We start from the raw sequence: 25260 nt of genomic DNA on the forward strand, positions 1-25260 counted from the left end.
GCCGTCATCAACATCATCGGCCTGTACCTCCTCGCCCCCGTCGTCAAGCGCGAGCTGAACTCCTTCCTGGAGTTCGTCCGCCGCCGCGACGCCGGTGAGACCACGGAGGAGCACCAGGACCAGGAGCGGGTGAAGACCACCGTCTGACCGTCACCCCCGCGGCCCGGTTCCCGAGCGGGCCCGTCCACACCTCGCGTCTTGGTGCGGACGGGCCCGCTCGTCCGCCTCATCGTGGTGTTCCCCGGGTGAAGCGCGGCCCGGCGATACACCGCAGCGCCGACTGGGGCCGGCGGGTCCCGGCGGGCACCGGCCCCTCCTCTGAGCCGGCGGGTACCGGCTCGGCCGCCTCCCCTGCCCGCCGGCCGTCCGCACGGTGCCGCCCACCGAACCGACGGGGCGGCGCGGCCCGGCCGGACGTCACGACGGAACGGCCTCAGCGGGGTGCGACTCCTCGCCCTCCGGTTCCTGCCGCGGCTCGCTGAGCTGCTCGCGCAGGTAGTTCCAGACCACCGCGATCAACGCGGCCGCCGGGACCGCGAGCAGGCTGCCCACGATGCCGGCCAGGCTGCCGCCCAGCGTGACCGCCAGGAGGACCACCGCGGCGTGGAGGCCGAGCCCGCGGCTCTGGATCATGGGCTGGAAGACGTTGCCTTCGAGCTGCTGCACCACGACGATGATCGCCAGCACGATCAGCGCGTCCGTCGGGCCGTTCGAGACGAGGGCGATGAGCACCGCGACCAGACCGGCGAAGAGCGCGCCCACGATCGGTACGAACGCGGACACGAAGGTCAGTACCGCGAGCGGGAGCACCAGCGGGACCTTGAGGACCCACAGGCCGATGCCGATGAGGACGGCGTCGAGCAGCCCGACGAACGCCTGGGAACGTACGAACGCCCCGAGGGTCTCCCAACCGCGCGCGGCCACGACCGGAACGTCCGTGGCCAGCCGCCCGGGGAGCTGACGGGTCAGCCAGGGCAGGAACCTCGGGCCGTCCTTGAGGAAGAAGAACATCAGGAAGACCGCCAGGACGGCGGTCACCACGCCGTTGACCACGGTGCTCACCCCAGTGACCACCGCGGTGACCATGCTGCCGAGGCTGTCCTGGACCCGGGCGACGGCCGCGTCGAAAGCACCGGTGATCTGGTCGTCGCCGATGTTCAGCGGCGGCCCGGCGGCCCACTCGCGCACCCTCTGGATGCCTTCCACCACACCGTCGGCCAACTCGCCGGACTGCGACGCCACCGGCACCGCGATCAGCGCCACGATGCCCGCGGCCACGAGCAGGAACACCACGGTGACCACCGACGCGGCCAAGGCGGGGGGCCACCCGTGCCGGCGCAGGAAGCGGGCCAGGGGCCAGGTCAGCGTCGTGAGGAACAAGCCCACTATGAGAGGCCAGACCACCGACCACATCCGCCCCAGAAGCCACAGGGCCGCCGAGACCGTCACGAGGACCAGCAGCAACTCGACGGAAACCCGCGCCGATGTACGCAGCGCGGCGGCGGTTTTCGTGGAACTCAACGAAGCAGGCATGGAAGCACCCTACGGGTCCTCCCCGCACGGCCTGCCACCACCACCGACCAGGAGAATTCCGGCTGTTGGGGGCTGCCCGCGGTAGTGGGGCGCCGTACGGACGTACGGTCCCGTGCAGCCGTACGGTCCCGTGCCGCCCCCGGCCGTGGGAGGACACGGAACCGGCAGGGTCCTTCGGCCGCGCGTCGAGCGAGGGCACCACGCCCCCGACGAGGGGGCACCGCCACGGCACGGCCTGCGCGGGCCGGCCCGCGCGCCGGCCCGCACCGGCCGGTCCGCTCCCCTCCGCCGCCCAGGACGGGAGGGGCCCGTGAGAGCGGCACCCGCTGCACGGCTCCCGGGCCGATGCCGGCTTCGGCACGGGACGGCGCGGCAGGCCGCCCGGCACGCGCCGCCGAGCGGCGGCACCGGTGGGCGGGGTCAGCGGGCCGGGCGGGGACGGCCCTGCGGTCGGCCCGGCCGTCTTTGTGTACGTTCACAGAACAAGGCGCCCCATGGGTGCACAACCACGGGCCGAACCACCTCGGCCGACCTTCCGGGCCCCGAACGGTCGGGGCCGTACCCGCGTGGGCGCCGGGGCGCTTTCCGCAGTTTCCCGGCCGACCTTCCGGCTGTCAATCACCACGCGGCGACAAGACCACGGACCCGAACATGGCCGAACACCAAACTCCGACAGAATCCTTGACGCCCTATCGGCGCCTCCCTACGCTCACGGCCCGTGGGAACGTTCCCACCCCCGTCTGAGTGAGCCCTCACCCCCCACTCCCGCCCCCAGGAACACCGCGTTCACTCACACCCCCACACATCGGAGGTCATCGTGACCGACGCACACCGGCTCACCCGCACCCCGCCACGCTCCCGAAAAGCAGGGAACCGGCTGGTCAGTTGCATCACGGCCGCGGCCGCACTGGCCGTCACCGCGCTCGCCGGGCTGCCGCAGACCGCGCACGCCGCGACCGCGCGGCAGGTGGAGCGCCTCGATCGGGGGCTGACCAGCGTCCACACCAGCAGCGGCAATCTGGTGTCGTGGCGGTGGCTGGCCACCGACCCGGACAACGTGGCGTTCAACGTCTACCGCGGCAGTACCAAGCTCAACTCCTCGCCTCTCACCGCCTCGACCAACTACTTCGACGCCGGTGCCCCGGACTCGGCCGACTACACGGTGCGCGCGGTGGTGAACGGCAGCGAGCAGCCCTCCTCCGAGCACGCGCTCCAGTTCCGCCCCGGATACCTGGACGTGCCGATCTCACCACCGGCCGGCGGCACGACCCCGGACGGGGTGGCGTACACGTACGAGGCCAACGACGCCAGTGCCGGCGACCTCGACGGCGACGGCAGGCTCGACCTGGTCCTGAAGTGGCAGCCGACCAACGCCAAGGACAACTCCCAGTCCGGCTACACCGGCAACACGATCGTCGACGGCATACGGCTGGACGGCACCCGGCTGTGGCGCGTCGACCTCGGGCGCAACATCCGCTCCGGCGCCCACTACACGCAGTTCCAGGTGTACGACTACGACGGTGACGGCAGGGCCGAGGTCGCCATGAAGACCGCCGACGGCACCCGGGACGGCACCGGCGCCGTCATTGGCAGCTCCACGGCCGACCACCGCAACTCCTCCGGCTACGTCCTGTCCGGCCCCGAGTACCTGACCATGTTCAACGGGCAGACGGGCAAGGCGATGCAGAGTGTCGACTACGTCCCCGCGCGCGGCACGGTCTCCTCCTGGGGCGACTCCTACGGCAACCGCGTCGACCGCTTCCTGGCGGGCACGGCCTACCTGGACGGTTCCCGCCCGTCCCTGATCATGGCCCGCGGCTACTACACCCGCACGGTCGTCGCCGCCTGGGACTGGCGGAACGGCCAGTTCACCCGCCGCTGGACCTTCGACACCAACTCCTCCACCAACAGCGGCAAGGGCTACGACGGCCAGGGCAACCACAGCCTGTCGATCGCCGACGTCGACAACGACGGCAAGGACGAGATCGTCTACGGCGCGATGACCGTCGACGACAACGGCGCGGGGCTCTGGACGACCAGGCTGGGCCACGGCGACGCCGGCCACGTCGGCGACCTCAACCCGTCGCGGGCGGGCCTGGAGTACTTCAAGGTGTCCGAGGACTCCTCGAAGCCCGGTTCCTGGATGGCCGACGCGCGCACCGGCCAGATCCTGTGGCAGACGGCGTCGGGCGCCGACAACGGCCGCGGCGTCGCCGCCGACGTCTACGCCGGCAGCCCGGGTGCCGAGGCGTGGTCGGCCTCCGACACCACCCTGCGTTCCGCGACCGGCGCTTCCCTGGGCCGGGAACCGTCCAGCGTCAACTTCCTGTCGTGGTGGGACGGCGACACGGTCCGTGAGCTCCTCGACGGCACCCGCATCGACAAGTACGGCACGTCCGGTGACACCCGCCTGCTGACCGGCTCCGGCGTCCGCTCCAACAACGGCACCAAGTCGACGCCCGCACTGTCCGGGGACATCCTGGGCGACTGGCGCGAGGAAGTCATCTGGCCCACCACCGACAACCGTGCCCTGCGCATCTACAGCACGCCCCACCAGACGAGCACGCGCATCACCACACTGCTCCACGACACCCAGTACCGCACCGCCCTCGCCTGGCAGAACACCGCCTACAACCAGCCGCCGCACCCCGGCTTCTTCATCGGCGGCAACATGCCCACCCCGCCCCGTCCCGCCGTCTACACACCCTGACCCCCGGCGTACGCCCCGGCGCCGGCGGCATCGGGGACGGTGAATCGTTCGGCGCGGCTCCCGTTGGCGGGAGCCGCGCCGACGAGCGGTGAGAGCGCGGCCGGGCACGGGGCCGGCGGGCCGACGGCGGCCGTGCCGGTGGAGCCCGCCCCTCTCCCTCGCCTGGTCCAGCGGAACCGGCCGAGGGGTCAGCCGGACGGGGAGCGGCTCATCGATCCGCCAGCCACGCCAACAGGCGGCCCCGCGACCAGCAGCGGCCCACGGCTTCGGCGGACCGGGCCGACCGGGCCGACCGGTCGAACACCGCACCCGCCGGAGGCGGCGCCGTCCGTGGTGGGCTCATCGGGTCGGCGGACGGCCCGGCGTCACACCGGGCCGGTCCCGGGCGGGTCGGGCGGGCCGGCCCGGGGCGTGGGGGTCTTCGGGGCGTGCGGGCCTCCGGGGCTCGACCGGTCCACCCGCTGCGGCGGGGTGACACGTTTCGGCCATCAGTGGGCCGCGGCCGGAGGCGGGCGTCCAGGGCCGGGACGCGGCCGGTGCCCCCGTAGGCGCCGTCCGCCCAGGGGAACGGCGCTCTGCGACTGGCCGAATCTCGCCCCTGACCCCCCACGGCGGGCGCGCCGGTCTCGACACGAGGGGTTGACATGTCTCGTACAGAATTCCACAGTTCGAACGTTCAGTGGGCGTGGGAGCGCTCCCGTGCCTTTCCGTAATCGAGTGAGGACCGAGGCGTGAGCCGTTTCCCCCACCCATCGCTTTCCACTCCCCATCGCGGGCACCGTCGCAGAAGTCGCCTCCTGGGCAGTGCGGTCATGGGCGCCCTGATCGCCGGACTCGTCGCGGCCCCCACCGCCGGAGCGGCCGAGGGCCCGGAGCAGATCACCAACGGCGACTTCTCCGCCGGCACCGCCCCCTGGTGGTGGACGGCGAACAGCTCGGCCGCCGTGGTCGACGGCGAGCTGTGCGCCGACGTTCCCGCCGGCACCACCAACCCGTGGGACGCCATCATCGGGCAGGACGGCATCGACCTGCTGGCCGGCGAGGGGTACGAGCTGAGCTTCACCGCGCACGCCACCGCTCCCGTCACGATCCGCACCACCGTGCAGATGGCCGTGGAGCCCTGGACGGCCGAGCACCTCTCGACCGACCGGATCACCACCGAGCCGCAGACCTTCAGCCACACCTTCACCGCGAAGGCCGACAACGACGCCGCCCAACTCGGCTTCCAGACGGGCGGCCACGCCGAGGCGTACACCCTCTGCCTGGACGACGTCTCGCTCACCGGCGGCGCCGAGCCCCCGGTCTACCAGCCGGACACCGGCTCACCGGTCCGGATCAACCAGGTCGGCTACCTGACCGAAGGTCCCAAGAGCGGCACCTTCGTCACCGAGGCGACACAGCCGCTGGCCTGGACCCTGAAAGCCCCCGACGGCAGCACGGCGGCCACCGGCACCACCAAGGTGTTCGGCGAGGACCCGACCTCGCGCCAGCACGTGCACACCTTCGACTTCAGCAGGATCACCAAGGCCGGCGAGGGCTACACCGTGACCATCGCCGGTGAGACCAGCGAGCCGTTCTCCATCGGCGACGACCTGTACGCCCGGCTGCGCAGCGACGCGCTGGCGTACTTCTACCACAACCGCAGCGGCATCGAGATCGACGCCGACCTGGTCGGCGAGGAGTACGCCCGTCCCGCCGGTCACCTCAACGCGGCACCCAACCAGGGCGACGGCGACGTGCCCTGCCAGCCCGGCGTCTGCGACTACACCCTGGACGTGCGCGGGGGTTGGTACGACGCCGGCGACCACGGCAAGTACGTGGTCAACGGCGGCATCTCGGTCGCCCAGGTGATGGCCACCTACGAGCGCACCCTGACCGCCGAGAACGCCGACGGCGAGCCGTTGGGCGACGGCCGGCTGCGGGTGCCCGAGCGGGGCAACGGCACCCCGGACATCCTGGACGAGGCCGCCTGGCAGCTCGACTTCCTGATGAAGATGCAGGTCCCCGCCGGTGAGGAACTGGCCGGCATGGCACACCACAAGGTCCACGACGAGAAGTGGACCGGACTGCCGATGCTGCCGCACCAGGATCCGCAGAAGCGGCTGCTCCACCCGCCGTCCACCGCGGCCACCCTCAACCTGGCCGCGGCCGGCGCCCAGTGCGCCCGCCTGTTCAGGCAGTACGACGCGGCCTTCGCCGACCGCTGCCTGACCGCGGCCACCACGGCCTGGCAGGCCGCCCTGGCCCACCCGGAGGTCTACGCCAACCCCAACGACAACGTCGGCGGCGGCGCGTACGAGGACAACGACGTGACCGACGAGTTCTACTGGGCCGCGGCCGAGCTCTTCGTCACCACCGGCCAGGACGACTACCGCCGGCACGTGCTGGACTCCCCGCTGCACGGGGACGCGGACAAGGTCTTCCCGCGCGGCGGCATGTGGTGGGGCGGCACCGCGGGGCTGGGCGCGCTGTCCCTGGCGACCGTGGAGAACGACCTGACGGCGGCCGAACTGGCCACCGTGCGGTCCATGGTGACCAGCGCCGCCGACCGCTACGCCGCGGACGCGCAGGCCGCCGCCTACGGCGTGCCCTACGCCCCGGAGGACAACCGCTACGTGTGGGGGTCCAACAGCGGGGTGCTCAACAACATGGTGGTGCTCGGCGTCGCCCACGACCTGACCGGGGAGGCGAAGTACCGGGACGCGCTGCTGGGCGGCCTGGACTACCTGCTGGGCCGCAACCCGCTCAACCAGTCGTACGTCACCGGCTACGGTGAGCGGGACTCGCACAACCAGCACCACCGGCACTGGGCCCACCAGCTCAACCCGAGCCTGCCCAACCCGGCGCCCGGCTCGGTCGCGGGCGGCCCCAACGTCGACATCCAGGACCCGGTCGCCCAGATCAAGCTCCGCGGCTGCGCCCCGGCGATGTGCTACATCGACGACATCGAGTCCTGGGCCACCAACGAGATCACCATCAACTGGAACGCCCCGCTCGCCTGGGTCGCCTCCTACGTGGACGACCTCGGCGCCTCCGGTGCCCCGGACCCCGACCCGGCCGCGTGCAAGGTCAGCTACACCTCCGACCGCTGGAACGGGGGCTTCACCAGCCGCGTCACGGTCGTCAACACCGGCACCGAGGCGATCAGCCCGTGGGAGCTGACCTGGTCGTTCGCCGACGACCAGCGGATCACCCACCACTGGAGCAGCCGGATCACCCAGACCGGGCAGGAGGTCACCGCACGCCCGGCCTCCTGGAACGGCACCATCCCGCCGGGCGGCTCGGTGGCCTTCGGCTTCAACGGCACCTCCGGTGGCCGGGCCGCCGACCCCACCGCCTTCAAGCTCAACGGCGGTACCTGCGCCCTCGGCTGACGCCGGGCGGCGCGACGCCCCCGCGCCCCGGACCGCCACCGCGCGGCCTTCACCACCCCGGGGCGCCGGGTGCGTCACCCTCCGGCGCCGCGGCCGTTCACGACGGCTCCCGGCACGGCACTGCCGTGCCGGGGCCGTGCCGTGCCGGGGCCGTGCCCGGCGCCCGGCCCGGTGGTGCCGACCAGATCCGGCACCGCCGTCCGCTCGACCCGGGTCACCGGCGCGTCACCGTGGTCAACGGGACGACGCGCCTCCTGCCGTGCCCGGCGCTCCCGATACGTCCCCGCCCCGGTCGAGGCCGGCCTGCCGATGGAGCCCGGCCCGTGGTGAAGACCCGGCTCGGCCGCGAGCACGGGCACGCCACGGCGCGCGAGCCGCTCTGCCGCCCCCACCGCCCGACCGCCGTGTTCACCGCGCACGACGTGCGGGCGCCCGGGCTCACCCGGCCGCGCGTGAGCCGGGCCCACGCGTCCCGGACGACCCCGGCGTCGTCGGTCTCGCCGACGTACCGGCCGTGGCCCGGGGGTCCGCCCTCGACCACGGTCCGTCAACCGCCGGCCGAGAGGGCGACCGCCGCCACCGAACCGGCCCTCGCGCGGCCGGGGCGGGACGCGCCCCGGCGCGGCCCCGGGACCGCGACCACCCGCGCGGTCCGGGAGGCACGGCTGCGCCCGAGGCCGGGTGACGGGGGCGTCCGGCCACGGGCGGGAGGCTTCCCGTGGCCGGGCGCGGGTGGTGGCGGAGCTCAGCGGTTGAAGGTCAGCCGCGGTGCCGCGTTGCGGGCCAGGGTGTGGGCCTGGTCGGGCCACCAGGTGCCGGCGGGCGGGTCGACGATGCCGTACTCGGGGTCGATCGTGCCGCCGGTGTTGCGGGTGCAGCTGCCGTCGGACTCGCCGGGGATCTTGATCCACAGGTAGGCGTCGACGAGGGGGACGCCGGTGTCGGCGGTCGGGCGCGGGCCGAGGCCGCGGCCGGGCGCGTTGCACCATGCCTCCGGGTCACCGGTGTACTTGCCGGGCTCCGGGGTCCAGGCGCCCAGGCCGTTGCGGCTGGTGTCGATGACGAAGTGGTGCAGCGCGTCGTTCGGCGGGGTGCCCACGCTCTGGTCGAACCAGGCGTCGGTCCAACGCCAGGTGGCGGGGTCGGCGGAGTCGACCGCGTTGCCGGGGGCGCCGTCGTTGGGCGCGGCGGGCGAGTAGTACTGGGTGGCGCACCAGTCGGTGTGGCCGCGTGCCTCCTCGGGCCCTTCGGTGGCGAACCACATGCACTTGGCTATCCAGGTGCCGTAGCGCGCGTTGTGGTCGGTGGGGTGGGTGTTGGACACGTTGAGGGCGAAGCCGTCGCTGTGCTGGACACCGGCGTCGAGCAGGCGCCGCGCCATGTCGCCGACGGAACGCCACAGGACGTTGCCCGCGTCCAGGTAGACCGCGGTGCGGGCCTTGGACTTGATGGTCTTGACCGCGTACGCGAGATCGGCGATGCGGGTCGCCGTGAGTTCGCCGGTCGGGTCCACGCCCGGCCCGCAGTCGCTGGGGAGGAGGGCCAGGCCGTCGGGCTCGACCACGACGACGGCCTTGCTGTCGCCGATGCCGGCGGCGAAGGCGTCGATCCACTGCCGGTAGGCGGCGGAGGACGCGGCACCGCCGCTGGAGTACTGGGTGCAGTCCCGGCCCGGCACGTTGTAGGCGACCAGGACGGGGGTCCGGTTCACCACCCGGGCTTCGCGGACGAGGCTTCTCACCTTGGCCCGGACTTCCTGGGGCGTGCCCTCGGTGAACCACTCGGCCTGCGGCCAGCTCGCGAGCTTGGCCATGTTCAGGGCGTTCGCGAAGTCACCGTTCCCGAGGTCGGTGAGCGCCTGCTTGGCGGCCTTGCTGTGCGGGTCCACGTAGAACTTCGTGGCCGGGGTGAGCGTGTCCCCGGCGGGTGCGGCCTGCGCCTGCCCCTGCGTCGCGGTGAGGGCGGCGCAGGCCGCGAGCGCCGCGAGGGCGGCGGTCGCACGGCGCCGTAGGCTGCGTGGCTTCATGGAGGCTCCTGGTCGAAGGGGTGGGGGTGGGGCGGTTCGGTGGTGCCTGTGGCCCGGTCGCGGGGCGGCGGGCACCGGGCCACAGGAGTCCGAGGTCAGTAGCCGTAGATCATCTTGTAGGCGACCTCGGGCAGGAACTGGCCGGCCGTGGAGCCGGTTCCGACGCCGCAGTTGCCGTCGGACTCGCCCGGGGCCTTGATCCACAGGAGCATCTCGGCGCCGCCGCCCATCCGGGTGGGGGTGCCGATGCGCCGGCCGGCCGCGTTGCACCACTCTCCGTTGGAGCCGTTGCCGTTGCGGCTGGTGTCGACGACGAACGGCTTGGTGTAGCCGTAGCGGGCGGCCAGTTCGCTGTTGACGGCGTTGCCGTAGGCGGTGTTCTGGGCGGTGGTGTAGTAGTTCGAGATGTTGAGGGAGAAGCCGTGGGCCTGGCGGAGGCCGGCTTCGTGGAGGCGCTGGGCCATCGTCGCCGCGCTCGCCCAGCCCGGGTTGCCGGCGTCCATGTAGACCCAGGTGTTGGGGGCCTGGCGGTTGAACTCGGCGAGGGCGCCGCTGAGCATGCCCTGGCGTTCGCGGATCTGGGTCTGGTTCATGCAGCCGTAGTCCGCGAGGGAGTCCGGTTCGAGGATGACGACGGCCGGGCGGTTGGCGATCCCGCCGGCGAACTGGGCGATCCAGCTCGCGTACGCGGACGGGGAGGTGGCTCCGCCGGCGGAGTGCCCGCCGCAGTAGTCGCGGTGGTAGATGTTGTAGGCGACCAGGACGGGCAGCTTGTCCTGGTGGTCCGCCGCTCCGACGTACGCGCCCGTGGCGGTGCCGATGGTGCCGCTCCAGGAGCCGAACCAGCGGGCCGTCGGGGTGTTGGCGATCGAGGCGTTGATGGCGGCGGCCCGGCCGTCGCCGGGGTTGGCGGCGACCCACTTCTTGGCGCTGGTGTTCGGGTCCACGTAGAACCCGCTGGTCATGGTGGTGGGGTCGGCCGCGTGGGCGGACGGCGCGACGGCGAGCGCCAGCGGCAGCGCGGAGAGGGCTGCGACGAGGGCGCGGATTCTGCGGCGCATGACTGTACCTCGGTTTCCTGACGGCGGATGCGTCGCGCGGTCTCGTCCCGAGCGGGCGGCGCATTGAGGAAGTGCGGTGGTACGAGGTCCCCCGTGCTGCGGTGGCGCACCGGTGGGACACCAGCACACCTCGGACGTACAAGAACCCTTGGAAGCGCTCCCATTGGAAGCGGTTCCAGTACGCAGTCTGCAGGTCCGGAGTGTGGCCGTATCGTGTGATGCGCTGATCGGCACTGTCAAGTGTCCTCACGCAACCAGAACTTCACATGACGGCAAGAAGGCTTTACAGTCCTGGAACTGGAAGCGCTCCCAGCCTTCCGGGCGTTCAGGCGTTCAGACCGCGACAGGAGGGCAGATCATGGCCGTAGGTGTGCCGCGCCGGCAGTCGACACTCGACGAGGTGGCCGAACTGGCGGGAGTCTCGCGGTCGGTGGCCTCGCGTGTGCTCAACAACGCCCCGCACGTCAGCCGCGCCAAACGCGAGGCGGTCGAACGGGCCGTCCACCAACTCGGTTACGTACCGAATCCGACCGCCCGGGCGTTGGCGACCCGCCAGACCGGCGCGGCCGCCCTGGTCGTCTCGGGGGAGGATCCGTCGATCTTCGCGGATCCGTTCTTCGCCCAGGTGATCGTGGGTGCCTCGGCCGCGCTGGAGGACGCCGACCTGCACCTGATGCTGTGCCTGGCCGCCTCCGACCGGGGGCGCAGTCGCGTGGAGCAGCTCCTCCGGTCCAAGGCGGCCGACGGCGTGATGCTGATGGCGTTGCGCGAGGACGATCCGCTGGCCCGCATGGCGGAGGAGGCGGAGATGCCCGTCGTGTTCGGCGGGCGCCCCGTCGGTTTAGACCCCCGGTGGTACGTGGACGTCGACAACGTGGGCGGAGCGCGCGCGGCGACCGAGCACCTGATCTCGCGCGGCCGGGGCCGGGTGGCCACGATCTGCGGGCGCCTGGACACCGAGGTGGGGCGCGCGCGTTACCGCGGTTACCTGGACGCCGTGCTGGCGGCGGGCCTGGAACCGTATTCGCCGGAAGCCGGTGACTTCACCGAGTCGAGCGGGGCGGCCGCCATGGCCGCGCTGTTGGCGCGGCACCCGGACCTGGACGGGGTGTTCGCCGCCAGCGACAACATGGGGGTGGGAGCGTTGCGCACGCTGCGCGAGGCCGGCCGCCGCGTCCCCACCGACGTCGCCGTGGTCGGCTTCGACGACCTGGCCGTGGCCCGGATCTCCGATCCGCCGCTGACCACGGTGCACCAACCCATAGAGGGTCTCGGTCGTGAGATGGCGCGCATGCTCGTCGCGCTCATCAACGGGCAGGCCCCCACCCCGCTGATCCTTCCCACACGTCTGGTCACCCGCGCCAGCGCCTGACGGGCCGTCCTGCGGCCGACTTCCCGGCCGCCCCGGGCTCCGGCCCGCGTTCCGCCCTGCGCTCGCCCGCGCGCAGTGCCCGTCCCCACCCTGCTCAGCCGCCTTGACAGACCGTCGAGGGGGCGGCAGGGTTTCCACGCCGCCTTTTGGGAGCGCTCCCAACCCGGGAAGAAGCCCCGAGGGCGTGGTCTCGTTCCGGCCTCCGAAGGCCACCTTCCCGCGCCGACCGCCGACGAGGCGAGAGATCCGCCGGCGTACCCCTCACCCCTCTCTTGACGCATCGAGGAGATGCCATGCCCCGCTCGTACGTGCCGCGCGCCCGTATCCGCTCCGTCGTACTCGCCTCCGCGGCGGCGACGCTCGCCCTCGCCCTGGCCGGCTGCTCGTCCTCCGACACCGGATCCGCCTCCGCCGACGGGAAGATCACCCTCACCGTCGGCACCTTCGGGACCTTCGGGTACAAGGAGGCCGGTCTGTACGACGCGTACATGAAGCAGCACCCGGGGATCACCATCAAGGAGAACCCGACGACCGTCGAGGGCAACTACTGGACCGCCCTGCAGACCCGGCTCTCCGGTGGTGGCCTCGACGACGTCCAGGCCCTCGAAGTCGGGCGCATATCCCTGGCCACCTCCGGGGACCTCTCCGACGCCTTCGCCGACCTGTCCGACGCCCCCGGCGTCGACAAGAAGGCCTACCTGCCCTGGAAGTGGGACCAGGCCACCACCGCCGACGGCAGGACGATCGGGCTGGGCACCGACGTCGGCCCGATGGCCATCTGCTACCGCCAGGACCTGTTCAAGGCCGCGGGCCTGCCCTCCGACCCCGAGTCGGTCGGCAAGCTGTGGGCGGGCGACTGGGCGAAGTTCGTCGAGGTGGGCAAGGAGTACCAGGCCAAGGCACCCAAGGGCACCTACTTCATGGACAGCGCCAGCGGACTGTTCAACGCCGTCGTCGCCAGCAGCCCCGTCCAGTACTACAAGGACGGCAAGCTCGCCTACAAGGAATCGCCCGGCGTCAGGACCGCCTGGGACCTGGCCGTCAGGGCCGTCCAGGGCAAGACCAGCCAGGGGCTGAAGATGTTCGACACCCCCTGGCAGACCGCGTTCTCCAAGTCCACCTTCGCCACCACTGTCTGCCCCTCCTGGCAGCAGGCCAACATCCAGCAGTTCTCCGGCCCCTCCAACAAGGGCAAGTGGAACATCGCCCAGCCCCCGGCCGCCGGCAACTGGGGCGGCTCCTTCCTGGCCGTGCCGGCCTCCGGCAAGCACGTCGACGAGGCCAAGAAGCTCGTCGCCTGGCTCACCGCGCCCGAGCAGCAGGCGAAGGTCTTCCAGAAGGTCGGCAACATCCCCGCCAATCAGGCCGCCTACGACCTGCCCGGCGTCGTCGACTACAAGAACCCCTACATCGGGCCCGACGCCGCCACCGGCCGGATCTTCTCCACCGCCGCCAAGGCCATCCGGCCCGCCGAGACGGGTCCGCGCGCGGGTGACCTGACCGGGGCGTTCGGCACCGGCGTCCTGCTCATGGAGCAGAACGGCAAGAGCGCGGAAGAGGCATGGAATGCCACCGTGCGCCAGATCGACAGCACCATCCAGTAACGCTCCCCTCCCCGCCTCCCCCCGCTCCTCCCCGGCCGCCGTCGCGGGGAGGGGGCGGCCGGCCACCGGGGAGCCGGCCGCCCCCTCCCGTGCCGACGCGACCGGCCGTGACCACCGAAGGAACCGCCCGTGGCCTCCACGACCGCACCCAGCCGCAACGGCCCCGCAGGCCGGCAGGCTCCCCAGCCGCCCCCGGCCCGCCCCGCCGGACCCTCGGCCTGGCGCAGCCGCCTGCACCGCTGGGACACCAAGGGCACGCCGTACGCCCTCGTCGCGCCCTTCTTCCTCGTCTTCGCCGCCTTCGGGCTCTTCCCGCTGCTCTACACGGGGTGGCTCTCCTTCCACCGGGTGAGCCTGTACAACGTCGACCGCGCCGAATGGGTCGGCCTGCGCAACTACACGGACCTGTTCACCGGCCAGGTCAGCCACTACTTCTGGAACGCGCTCCTCAACACCTTCACCCTCGGCGTCCTGTCCACCGTCCCGCAACTGCTGATGGCGCTGGGCCTCGCCCACCTGCTCAACTACCGGCTCCGCGCCCGCGGATTCCTGCGCACGGCGCTCCTCGCCCCGTACGCGACCTCCGTCGCCGCCGCCACCCTCGTCTTCGCCCTGATCTTCAGTCCCGAGGGCGGCATGGCCAACTGGCTCCTCGGCCTCTTCGGCGCCGGGCCCGTGCACTGGGAGGCCGGCCGCTGGAGCTCGCAGTTCGCGATCTCCGTGATCGTCACCTGGCGCTGGACCGGCTACAACGCCCTGATCTACCTCGCGGCCATGCAGGCCGTGCCGCGCGAGCTGTACGAGGCCGCCGCGCTGGACGGCGCCAACCGCTGGCAGCAGTTCCTGCACGTCACGATCCCCGCCCTGCGCCCCACGATCCTCTTCACGGTGATCGTCTCGACCATCGGCGCCACCCAGCTCTTCGGCGAGCCCTACCTGTTCGGCGGCCAGAGCGGTCACCAGGGCGGCACCGACCACCAGTACGAGACCCTCGGAATCCTCATGTACGACCAGGGCTTCCACTCCAGCATGCTCGGGCGCGCCAGCGCGGTCGCCTGGATCATGTTCGGCCTGCTGCTGCTCATCGGGCTCGTCAACGCGCTGATCACCCGCCGCCTGCGCGCCTCCCAGTGACGTGGAGTACCACATGACCACCACCCCCGTAGCCGACCGCCCCCACCAGGCGGCGAAGCGACCGTCCCCCCGCGCCGGCAGGGCCGGAGGGCAGCACCGGGCCGGACCGCTCGCCCACATCGTCCTCGGACTCGCGGCCCTGGCCTCGCTGTTCCCGCTGTACTGGACACTGGTCGCGGCGTCCACCGACAGCCACGCGGTCGTCTCCAGCCCACCGCCGATGCTGCCCGGCGGCAACCTCTTCGAGAACCTCACCTACGTCTGGCACAACGCCGGCGGGCGCGGCATGGGCGTCGCCCTGCTCAACTCCACGCTCGTCGCGGGGACCGTCACCGTCAGCACGGTGACCTTCTCCGTCCTCGCGGGCTTCGCCTTCGCCAAACTCCGCTTCCGGGGCAAGAAGGTCATGCTCGGCCTGGTCCTGTCCACCCTCGCCGTGCCCGCGCAGCTCAGCGTCGTACCCCTGTTCATCCTCACCAAGAACCTGGGACTGGGCAATCACCTCGGGGCGCTGATCCTGCCCGTCCTGGTCACCGCCTTCGGCGTCTTCTTCATGCGCCAGTTCCTCTCGCAGGCCCTGCCCACCGAACTCCTGGAGGCCGCCCGCGTCGACGGCGCCAACTCGCTGCGCGTCATCTGGCACGTCGTCTTCCCCGTCGCCCGTCCGGCGATGGCGGTCCTGGGCATGCTCACCTTCGTCCAGTCCTGGAACGACTTCCTGTGGCCGATCATCGTCATGAACGGCTCCACCAACCCCACCGTCCAGGTCGCCCTCGCCGGTCTGGGCACCGGCTGGTCGACCGACTGGTCCGTCATCACGGCCGGAGCTCTCCTGGGCACCCTGCCCCTCCTCCTGGTCTTCGCCCTCTTCGGCCGCCACATCGTCGGCGGCATCACCCAGGGCGCCGTCAAGGGCTGACCTCCGCCCTCGCCTTCCCCCTCGTCCCACACCCTCCGCCAAAAGGGAGACCCCACCATGCCCGCGACCCCCGTCACCTCCCCCGCCTCCACGGCCGTCGACCGGCTGCACTTCCCGCCCGGTTTCCTGTGGGGCGCGGCCACCGCCGCCTACCAGATCGAGGGCGCCGTCGCCGAGGACGGCCGCACCCCCTCGATCTGGGACACCTTCTCCCACACCCCCGGCAAGGTCGCAGGCGGCGACACCGGCGACACCGCCTGCGACCACTACCACCGCTACCGCACCGACGTCACCCTGATGTCGCACCTCGGCCTCCAGGCCTACCGCTTCTCCCTGTCCTGGCCCCGCATCCAGCCCGGAGGCCGGGGCCCCGCCAACCCCGCGGGCCTCGACTTCTACAGCCGGCTCGTCGACGAACTCCTCGACGCCGGCATCCGGCCCGTCGTCACCCTCTACCACTGGGACCTCCCCCAGGCGCTGGAGGAGACGGGCGGCTGGACGGTGCGCGAGACCGCCGAACGGTTCGGCGAGTACGCCGCCCTGGCCGCCGACGCCCTCGGCGACCGGGTCGCGCTGTGGACCACCCTCAACGAACCCTGGTGCTCGGCCTTCCTCGGCTACGGCTCCGGCGTCCACGCCCCCGGCCGCACCGACCCCGCCCTCGCCCTCCGCGCCGCCCACCACCTGAACCTCGCCCACGGCCGTGCCACCGCCGCGCTGCGTGCGACGCTGCCCGCCCACGCCCAGGTCGCCGTCACCCTCAACCTCCACCAGGTCCGGGCGCTCACCTCCGACCCCGCCGACCTCGACGCGGCCCGCCGCATCGACGCCGTCGGCAACAGGATCTTCACGGGGCCGATGCTCTCCGGCGGCTACCCGGCCGACCTCCTGGCCGACACCGCCCACCTCGTCGACTGGGACACCCTCGTCCGGCCGGGAGACGAAGCCGTCATCGCCGCCCCCATCGACCTCCTGGGCATCAACTACTACACCCCCACCGTCGTCTCCGCCCCCGCCCACGGAGCCGCCGACGCCCACCACGCCCACGGCGAGAGCAGCCACTCCCCGTGGCCCGGCTCCGAGGACGTCACCTTCCACCTCCCGCCCGGCGACACCACCGAGATGGGCTGGGCCATCGACCCCACGGGCCTCTACGACCTCCTCATGGCCACCTCCCGCGCCCATCCCGGGCTCCCCCTGGCGATCACCGAGAACGGCGGTGCCTTCCCCGACGTCCCCACGGCGGACGGCCAGATCCACGACCACGACCGGATCGACTACCTCCACCGGCACCTCGCCGCAGTCCACCGGGCCATCGCCGACGGTGCCGACGTGCGCGGCTACTTCCTCTGGTCCCTGCTCGACAACTTCGAGTGGGCGTACGGATACGAGAAGCGCTTCGGCGCCGTCCACGTCGACTACGCCACCCAGCTGCGCACCCCGAAGCGCAGCGCCCGCTGGTACGCCAGGGCCATCGCCGCGAACGCGATCCCGGGGCTCTGAGGCACCCCCGGGCACCGGCCCGGCCGTACGGGCGTGACGCCGGCCGGGGGGGCCGGCCCCGGCCCCTGCCGGTGGAGGACGCCAGGCCCGGCGGCCCGGCCGTCTCGTGGGCGCGGTCGGCACGGACCTGCGGGCCGGCGCCGGGCGGTGAACGGGTGACGGGCCCGTCCGGCCCTGCCCGGTACGCGGCCGGACGGCGCCTCAGCGGGCCAGCGCCGGGGACATCAGGTGCAACCGCAGGGCCAGCCGGACCTCCAGCGACCGGTCCGGGGACTGCCAGTCGCCGCCCAGCAGCCGGGCTATGCGCTCCAGGCGCTGGGCGACGGTGTTGACGTGGACGTGCAGGATGTCCTTGGTGCGGGCCGGGCTCATCCCGGCGGCGAAGTACGCGTCGAGGGTGCGCACCAGGTCCGTGCCGCGGCGCCGGTCGTAGGCGATGACCGGACCGATCGTGCGTTCCACGAAACCGTCGATGTCGCGGGTGTCCGCGAGGAGGAGCCCCAGGAAGCCGAGGTCGTCGGCGGCCGCCCCCTCGCCCGTGCGGCCCAGCAGCGCCAGGGCGTCCAGGCAGCGGCGGGCCTCCGCGTACGCGCGGCCGATGGCGCCGGGGTCGGCGGCGGGCGCCTCCACGGGGGAGGACGCGCCGACGGTGACCGGCTCGCGCAGCGTGCGGCCGAGGTCCAGCGCGGTGCGGCGGGCCACGTCGGCGGCCGTCTCGTCCGGGCCCAGCGGCAGCAGCAGGACCGTGCCCCCGTCGCGCGTCGACGCCAGGCCGCGGCGGGTGGCCGCCAGGTGCGAGGCCGCGGACCAGAGCCGCTGCCGGTCCGCGTGCGCCCGCGCCGCGCCGGGGGCCGGCCCGGTGCGGGGGGCCGCGGCGCCGGCACGGGCCGGTTCCCGGTCGGCCGCCGCCGCGCGGCCCCGCCTCCCGGGGCCCCGGCCGGTGCCCGCCTCGCGGCCGGGGGGAGCCGGGGCGGGACGGCCGGGCTCGCCCCCGGAGCCGTCCTGGGCGGCCGGCGCGCCGCCGCCGGGCGGTGCCGTGCCGTCCGGGCGGTCCAGCCGCGCGGCCAGCACCACGTGCCGTGCGTCGAAGTCCGCGTGGAGGCGGGCCGCGCGGTCCTTCAGGAGGCGGGGGTCGCGGTCCGGGGTGTCGATCAGGTCGTCCAGCAGCTCGCCCCGGACGCGCTGTTCGGCCTCGCCCGCCGAGCGGTGGGCGAGGAGCAGCAGGGAGGTGACCATCGCGGCCCGCTCCAGGGTCCGCCGGTCGACGGGGTCGAGGTGGCCGCTGCCGCGCAGGACCAGCGCGCCGAGCACCTCGCCGCCCGCCGACACGGCCGCCACCCACGCGTCGCCGTGCCGGACCGCACGCCCGTCGGCGGACGCCCTCGGCTGCCGGGCCTCGGTGAACTCGACCGCGCCGCCCAGGACTTCCGACACCGCGTCCGCCACGTCCTGGACGCCGCCTCCGCGCAGGACCAGTTCCGTGAGCCGGTCGTGGACCTCCGAGGCCCGTTCGATGACGCCGCTGCGGTCGCGGATGATGCCGTTGGCCCGCTCCAGCTCGGCCAGTGCCGTACGGGTCTCCGACAGGAGGTTCGCCGTGTCGATGGCGACCGCCGCGTGCGCCGCGAACGAGCCGAGGAGGGCGATCTGTTCGCGTTCGAAGACCCGGGCGCGGCGGTCCGCGGCGAACAGGACGCCGATGACCTGGCTGCCCAGGGTGAGCGGCACGCCGAGGATCGCCACCAGGCCCTCGTCGCGCACGCCCGCGTCGATGGCGTGCGTGTGCTGGAACCGGTCGTCGTGGAAGTAGTCGTCCGTGACGTACGGGCGGGCCGTCTGGGCGACGAGACCGCCGAGGCCCTCGCCCATGCCGAGGCGGAGCTGCTGGAAGCGGGCCGAGACGGAGCCGTCCGTGACCCGCATGTACGTGTCGCCCGCGACCGGGTCGTTCAGGCTCAGGTACGCGACCTCGGTGCCGAGCAGCGAGCGGGCGCGCTGCACGATGGCGCGGAGCACCGCGTCGAGGTCGCGCAGGCCCGCCAGGTCGTGGGCCGTCTCGAAGAGGGCGGACAGCTCGGCCTCGCGGCGGCGGCGCCCCTCCAGCTCGGCGCGCACGCGCAGCGCGAGCCGCTTGGCGCGCTCCAGCTCGGCGAGCGTCGCGGCGTCCGCGCCGTCCGCCCGGGCCAGGAACACGGGTCTGTCGTACGCCTCGGCGGCCGCGCCCCGGGCGAGGAGCTCCAGGTAGGAGCCCTGCCCGTGGTGGTGCCGCGCCTGCTGTTCTCGGGACATGGTCACAGGGATACCGGCCCTCCGCCGGGCGCACCAGCCCTGTGGACAACCGTCCGGCCGCTTCGGGCGGCACTCGGCGGGCGGTCCGGCCGCCGTCCACGACCGGTGACGTGCCGGTGCTGAAGGCGGCCTGCGGCCTGCGGGGTGCGGAGACGGGCGACGGCCTCGGCGACCTGCGCGGCGACCGGGTCGGTGGGCATGCGAGGACGGGCGGCAGGACCGCGCCCGGCGGGCCGTGCGCCCGTCCGGCCGGGGCGTCGAGGCCGTCCGCGTCCCGGTCGACCGCCCTCTCCCGGCGCCGGCCGCGGCGAGCCGCGGGGCGCGGGCGCGGCCCGGGCCGCCGGCGGCCCCGGCGACGAACGCGGTGCGGCCCGCGAGGTCCGGTGCCGCGGGGCGCGGTACGGGCGCGGGGCCGGGTCCCGGTCCGGTGGCGGGGCCGGGGCGGGCGTGGTCATGCCCGTACCCCAAGCAGCCCCGTACCCCCCAGCCATGTGGCCGGGGCCCGTGCTTCAGCGGCTGGGTGTGGTGGAGAACCACGTGGGTTCGTCGGTACGGGCCTGCTTGATGCGGAACAGCTGGCTCTCGTGCAGCCCGGGCAGGGAGTCGACCGGGAACCATCCCACTTCCAGCGCCTCGTCGTCGTTGACGCGGGCCTCCCCGCCGGTGGCACGGCAGCGGAAGACGATCTCCACGTACTGGCACTGGTCGCCGTTCGGGTACGTGACGGGCTCCGGCTGCGCCTCGACCATGACGACGCGTTCCGCGACGCACTCGACGCCGGTCTCCTCGTACACCTCGCGCACGGCGGTGACGGCCGGCTGCTCCCCCGGTTCGGCGATGCCCCCGACGAGCGCCCACGCGCCGTCGTCGGCGCGCCGCATCAGCAGCACGCGGTCCTCGGCGTCCAGGACCACGGCGGTGACACCGGGCAGCAGCAGGAGGCGGTGGCCCGCGGCGGCGCGGATGGCCTTGATGAAGTCCGGTGTCGCCATGCGTCGACCCTACTGGCCTACTGGTGCGCCACCGCCCCGGGGCCCCCGGCCCCGCCCCGGGCCCGGTTCGCGCCGCGGCGTGCGCGCACGCCGCGCGCCGCCGCCCAGCCGAGGCCGCCGAGCGCGGCGGCGGCGAGCGCGGCCTCGGGCAGGGCGCCCATGCGGGTCGCCGGGGTCAGCGAGGAGCGCAGCGGCACCTCCGCGACCAGGGCGTCCGGCGTGAACATCTCCGACCGCTGGATGATCTTCCCGTCCGGGAGGATGATCGCGCTGACGCCGCTGGTGACGGGGACGACGACGGTGCGGCTGTGCTCGACGGCGCGGACGCGGTCCATGGCGAGCTGCTGGTAGGTCATCTCGCTGCGCCCGAAGGTGGCGTTGTTGCTGGGGACGGAGATGAGCCGGGCGCCGTGCGTGACGGTGTCGCGGACCACCCGGTCGAAGGCCGCCTCGTAGCAGGTGGCGAGGCCGACGCGGGTGCCGGCCAGGTCGAAGACGCCGACCTCCTCGCCGGGGCCGAAGTCGCGGCTGACCCGGTCGACGTCCTTGTTGAAGACCCGTACGACGGACCGCATCGGGATGTACTCGCCGAACGGCTGGACGTGGCGCTTGTCGTACGTGGCCACGGGGCCCCGTGCCGGGTCCCACTGCACGAGCGTGTTGCGCAGGTGCCCCGTCTCCGGGGTGAGGACGGCGCCCACGACCGTCGGGACGCCGATGGCGCGGACGGCGCGGTCGATGACGGCGCGGGCGTCGGGGTTGCGGTACGGGTCGAGGTCGGAGGAGTTCTCCGGCCACAGGACGAAGTCCGGCCTGGCGACCCTGCCCGCCGCGACGTCGGCGGCGAGCTGCTCGGTGCGGCGCACGTGGTTGTCGAGGACGGCGCGGCGCTGGGCGTTGAAGTCCAGGCCGAGGCGCGGCACGTTGCCCTGGACGGCGGCGACCGTGGCCGTGCCGTCCTCGGCGCCGGTGGAGACCAGCGGCAGGGCGGCGGCCGCGCCGGTGACGGGTACCAGGACGGAGAGCGCGGCGGCGGCGAGCGGCCCGTGGGGCCGGGCACCGGGCGTCCGGCGCGGCAGGGCGAGGCGCACCGCCTCGTACAGGCCGAAGCCGCACAGGACGACGGCGAAGCCGAGGACGGGCGTGCCGCCCACGGCGGCGAGGGGCAGGAACAGCCCGTCCGCCTGCCCGAACGCGATCTTGCCCCAGGGGAAGCCGCCGAACGGTACGCGCGCGCGTACCGCCTCGCCGAGGACCCACACGGCGGCGGCGAACAGCGGCCAGGCGGGCAGCCGCGACACGGCGGCGACACCGAGGCAGGTGGCGGCGACGAAGAGCGACTCGACGGCGGCGAGCGCCAGCCACGGCACCGGCCCCACCTCCTCGCCGGTCCACACCAGCAGCGGCAGCAGGAACCCGAGGCCGGTGAGGACGCCGAGGCCGAAGCCGGCCCGCGGGCGGCGCCCGCGCAGCGTCCAGCCGAGGAGGGCGAACGCCGGGAGCGCGAGCCACCACAGGGGGCGGGGCGGGAAGCTCAGGTAGAGGGAGGCCCCGGACACCACGGCCGCGGCGGGCCGCGCCAGCCGGTGGAACGGCCGCCGTCCGCGCGCCCTCTCCGGTTCGGCGGGTCCGGGTGGGGCGACGGGAGTCATGGTGGCGCTCACCTGGCGGAGTCTACGGCGTGTCGCTGTGGGGAGGGAGTCCGGCCGGTTCCGCCCACGGCGCCCGCGCGGAGGACCCGACGTCCCGACCACGTGGAAGCGGCCCGCGGCACCCACGCGGAGGATTCGGCGTCCCGGCCACGTGGAAGCGGCGCACGGCGTCCGCTCATGGCACCCGCGGAGGACTCAAGGGCCGGTGGGGGGCGTTCCGCGGCGGAGGCGGAGGTGGTGGCGGATCACGCGGACCGCCGTCTCCGCGTCGTCGACGGTGACGGTGAAGGCACGGCCGTCGCCGAGGGTGAGGACGAGGCCCTCGCCGCGCCGGACGACGACGGCGGTGCCCTTCTCGGGCCGCCACCGGTAGCCCCAGCCGCCCCAGGCGCGGGGCGTGACACCCGGGTCGAACTCGGCGCCGGCGACGTGGTCGAGCGGGATGCGGCGGCGGGGCACGCCCAGGTGCCCGCACCTCACCTCCAGGGCGTGCCGGTCCACGGTCAACTCGACGTGGACGAAGGCGAGGGTCCCGAACAGGACGAGGAGCCCGACGGTGACGCAGCCCACCACGGCCATCAGGGCGGCGGTCACGCCCGCCGTCCACGCCGCGCCGGCGGCCAGTGCGACGCCCAGGGCGACGCAGCCGGCTCCGGCCGCGGCGAACAGCCACTGGACGCGGTTGACGGCACGCCCCGTCCAGGTCTCGGGAACCGCCGGAACGGACTCCGGGGCGGGCTGCTCGCCTCCCGGAGGGGCGTCGGGGTCCCTGGGCTCCCTCATGTTCCGGAGCGTACCCACGCCTCCTCCGCCCGGCGCCCGGGCCACCGCGACCGGGTGAGGGGCGGAGCCTCCCCGGCCGGGCCGCGGCCCTCGGTTCTCACTGCCCGGCTCCGCCCCCGCGTCCGGTTCCGCCTGCCCGCCCGCAGCCCGGCCGGACGGCGGGCGCCCGGCCCGCGCGCCGGGTCAGCCGGCCGCGACGCGACCGCGCAGCAGCCTGCCCTCCGGGTAGGCGAGGGCGGTGGCGGGAAGGGCCGACGGGCGACCGCTGAGGAGCACCGTCAGGCCGGCGTCCGTCGCCGGGTGGGCGTCCGGCAGCGGGGCCGCACCGATGCGGCGCAGCACCTGGGCGGCGACGGCGTCCGCGGAGCCGTACAGCGAAACGTCCCGGCCGGTGACGGGCCTCAGGGCCTTCCGGATGCGCTCCTCGACCAGCTCGTAGTGGGTGCAGCCGAGGACGACGGTGGTCACGGCGGGCGGGGTGAGCGCGGCGGCCTCGGCGATCGCGGCGTCGATCCGTTCCTCGTCGGCTTCCTGGACGGCGTCCGCGAGCCCCGGGCAGGGCACCTCCGTGACGTCCACCCCGGACGCGAACTCGGCGATCAGCCGTCGCTGGTAGGCGCTGCCGGTGGTGGCGGGCGTCGCCCAGATGGCGAGGGGGCCGCCCCCGGTGGCGGCCGGCTTGATCGCCGGTACGGTGCCGACGACGGGGATGTCCGGCTCCAGCTCGGCGCGCAGCGCGGGCAGGGCGTGGACCGAGGCGGTGTTGCAGGCGACGACGAGCGCGTCGGGCGCGTGCGCGGCGGCGGCGCGGGCCACGGCCAGCGCGCGCGTGGTCAGGTCGTCCGGCGTACGGGGTCCCCAGGGCACGCCGTCGGGGTCGGAGGAGAGCACGAGCTGGGCGTCCGGCCGCAGCCGGCGCACCGCGGCGGCCGCCGCCAGCAGGCCGATCCCGGAGTCCATGAGCGCGATCTTCACCCGGTCACCCTAGCCGACCGCCCTCGTCCGGGCCCCGTTGTGGGGCAGACTGCGGCGAATGAGCGTGCTTGCGTGGATCGCCCTGTTCTCCTGTGCCGCGTGGGCGTGGCTGCTGTTCGGGCAGGGCATGTTCTGGCGCACCGGCCAGCGGCTGCCGCGCGGCTGCGCGGAACCGGAGCGGTGGCCGTCCGTCGCGGTCGTCGTCCCGGCGCGGGACGAGGCGGAGGTCCTCCCGGTGAGCCTGCCGTCGCTGCTGGACCAGGACTATCCGGGCCGGGCGGAGGTCGTCCTCGTCGACGACGGCAGTACGGACGGCACCGGGGACCTGGCACGCGCGCTGGCCGAGGCGCGGGCCGGGAGGGGGGCGGGCGGCGGAGGCCGGGGCGGGCTGCCCCTGACGGTCGTGTCGCCGGGGCCGCCGGAGCCCGGCTGGACGGGCAAGCTGTGGGCGGTGCGGCACGGGATCGAGGTGGCACGCGCGCGTGGGGAGGCCGCCGGATCTCGTCAGGAGCCCTCGTGTCCGACATCGGTGGCACGCGCGCGCGGGGAGGGCGCCCCGGACTTCCTGCTCCTCACGGACGCCGACATCGCGCACGCCCCGGACAGCCTGCGCCGGCTGGTGGCCGCGGCCGTCTCGCACCGCCTGGACCTCGTGTCCCAGATGGCGCGGCTGCGGGTGTCCGGCGTGTGGGAACGGCTCGTCGTGCCGGCCTTCGTCTACTTCTTCTGCCAGCTGTACCCGTTCCGCCGGATCAACCGGGACGGCGCGCGGACGGCGGCCGCGGCGGGCGGGTGCGTGCTGTTGCGGACGGAGGCGGCCGAGCGGGCCGGGGTGCCGGACGCGATCCGGGACGCGGTGATCGACGACGTGGCCCTGGCGCGGGCGGTGCGCCGTGCGGGCGGGCGGCTGTGGCTGGGGCTCGCGGAGCACGTCGACAGCGTGCGGCCGTATCCGCGCCTCGCGGACCTGTGGCGGATGGTGGCGCGCAGCGCGTACGCCCAGTTGCGGCACAGCGGTGCGCTGCTGGCCGTGACGGTGGCCGGACTGGCGCTGGTGTACCTGGCGCCGCCGCTGTGCCTGGCGGCCGGGGCGGGCGGCGGCGACGCGGTGGCGGCCTGGGCGGGCGGCGCGGCGTGGGCGGTGATGGCGGGCACGTACGCGCCGATGCTCCGCTACTACCGACAGCCGCTGTGGCTCGCCGCGCTCCTGCCGCTGACGGCCGCCCTCTACCTGCTGATGACGGTCGACTCGGCGGTGCGGCACCACCGGGGGCGGGGCGCGGCCTGGAAGGGCCGCACGTACCCCGCCCCGAGTGCGGCGGCGGACCGGTGA

General features: G+C 74.0%; 16 protein-coding genes. 8 read left to right on the forward strand and 8 right to left on the reverse strand.

What is annotated here, in order from left to right:
- Window positions 1-417 precede the first annotated feature (417 nt).
- Complete coding sequence (locus AC07D6_RS20240) at window positions 418-1533, reverse strand: AI-2E family transporter (protein ID WP_479046222.1); 1116 nt, start codon at window positions 1531-1533, stop codon at window positions 418-420.
- Window positions 1534-2422: 889 nt separating this feature from the next.
- On the opposite strand from AC07D6_RS20240, the gene AC07D6_RS20245 reads away from it, so the two are divergent.
- Both AC07D6_RS20245 and AC07D6_RS20250 read left to right on the forward strand, forming a co-directional pair.
- Entirely contained in the window at window positions 2423-4243 is a 1821-nt protein-coding gene (locus AC07D6_RS20245) for a rhamnogalacturonan lyase (RefSeq protein WP_315879139.1), read from the forward strand.
- Window positions 4244-5055: 812 nt separating this feature from the next.
- Complete coding sequence (locus AC07D6_RS20250; protein ID WP_479046225.1) at window positions 5056-7617, forward strand: glycoside hydrolase family 9 protein; 2562 nt, start codon at window positions 5056-5058, stop codon at window positions 7615-7617.
- Between the two features lie 745 nt (window positions 7618-8362).
- Here AC07D6_RS20250 and AC07D6_RS20255 read toward each other — a convergent pair.
- Together AC07D6_RS20255 and AC07D6_RS20260 are read right to left on the reverse strand one after the other, a co-directional pair.
- A complete protein-coding gene (locus AC07D6_RS20255; protein WP_315879098.1) occupies window positions 8363-9643 on the reverse strand; it encodes a glycoside hydrolase family 6 protein in 1281 nt (426 codons plus the stop codon).
- A gap of 95 nt (window positions 9644-9738) precedes the next feature.
- On the reverse strand, window positions 9739-10704 hold the full coding sequence (locus AC07D6_RS20260) for a glycoside hydrolase family 6 protein (protein WP_479046229.1): 966 nt from the start codon (window positions 10702-10704) through the stop codon (window positions 9739-9741).
- 358 nt (window positions 10705-11062) lie between these two features.
- On the opposite strand from AC07D6_RS20260, the gene AC07D6_RS20265 reads away from it, so the two are divergent.
- From AC07D6_RS20265 to AC07D6_RS20285, 5 genes are all read left to right on the forward strand, one after another.
- Window positions 11063-12076, forward strand: coding sequence for a LacI family DNA-binding transcriptional regulator (locus AC07D6_RS20265; RefSeq protein ID WP_315879100.1), 1014 nt, complete (start codon window positions 11063-11065; stop codon window positions 12074-12076).
- 293 nt (window positions 12077-12369) lie between these two features.
- A complete protein-coding gene (locus tag AC07D6_RS20270) occupies window positions 12370-13680 on the forward strand; it encodes an ABC transporter substrate-binding protein (RefSeq protein WP_479046232.1) in 1311 nt (436 codons plus the stop codon).
- 129 nt (window positions 13681-13809) lie between these two features.
- On the forward strand, window positions 13810-14814 hold the full coding sequence (locus tag AC07D6_RS20275; protein ID WP_315879102.1) for a carbohydrate ABC transporter permease: 1005 nt from the start codon (window positions 13810-13812) through the stop codon (window positions 14812-14814).
- A 13-nt stretch (window positions 14815-14827) separates the two neighbouring features.
- The gene (locus tag AC07D6_RS20280) at window positions 14828-15733 is read left to right on the forward strand and encodes a carbohydrate ABC transporter permease (protein WP_315879103.1); all 906 of its coding nucleotides are present in this window, start codon (window positions 14828-14830) and stop codon (window positions 15731-15733) included.
- 57 nt (window positions 15734-15790) lie between these two features.
- Complete coding sequence (locus tag AC07D6_RS20285; RefSeq protein ID WP_315879104.1) at window positions 15791-17236, forward strand: GH1 family beta-glucosidase; 1446 nt, start codon at window positions 15791-15793, stop codon at window positions 17234-17236.
- A 201-nt stretch (window positions 17237-17437) separates the two neighbouring features.
- Here the strand turns inward: AC07D6_RS20285 and AC07D6_RS20290 are convergent, their stop codons facing one another.
- From AC07D6_RS20290 to AC07D6_RS20310, 5 genes are all read right to left on the reverse strand, one after another.
- Window positions 17438-19525, reverse strand: a complete 2088-nt coding sequence (locus AC07D6_RS20290) for a helix-turn-helix domain-containing protein (RefSeq protein WP_479046235.1) — start codon at window positions 19523-19525, stop codon at window positions 17438-17440.
- Between the two features lie 509 nt (window positions 19526-20034).
- Window positions 20035-20517, reverse strand: coding sequence for an NUDIX hydrolase (locus AC07D6_RS20295; RefSeq protein WP_315879106.1), 483 nt, complete (start codon window positions 20515-20517; stop codon window positions 20035-20037).
- A gap of 17 nt (window positions 20518-20534) precedes the next feature.
- A complete protein-coding gene (gene lnt, locus AC07D6_RS20300; RefSeq protein ID WP_479046238.1) occupies window positions 20535-22181 on the reverse strand; it encodes an apolipoprotein N-acyltransferase in 1647 nt (548 codons plus the stop codon).
- 183 nt (window positions 22182-22364) lie between these two features.
- A complete protein-coding gene (locus tag AC07D6_RS20305; RefSeq protein ID WP_479046240.1) occupies window positions 22365-22952 on the reverse strand; it encodes a hypothetical protein in 588 nt (195 codons plus the stop codon).
- A gap of 183 nt (window positions 22953-23135) precedes the next feature.
- Window positions 23136-23927, reverse strand: a complete 792-nt coding sequence (locus tag AC07D6_RS20310) for a glutamate racemase (RefSeq protein WP_479046242.1) — start codon at window positions 23925-23927, stop codon at window positions 23136-23138.
- A gap of 58 nt (window positions 23928-23985) precedes the next feature.
- Between AC07D6_RS20310 and AC07D6_RS20315 the strand changes: the two genes are divergently transcribed.
- Window positions 23986-25260 (forward strand): glycosyltransferase, encoded by a 1275-nt coding sequence (locus AC07D6_RS20315; protein ID WP_479046244.1) that lies wholly within the window; start codon window positions 23986-23988, stop codon window positions 25258-25260.

This window comes from Streptomyces sp. NPDC045287, assembly GCF_056432325.1.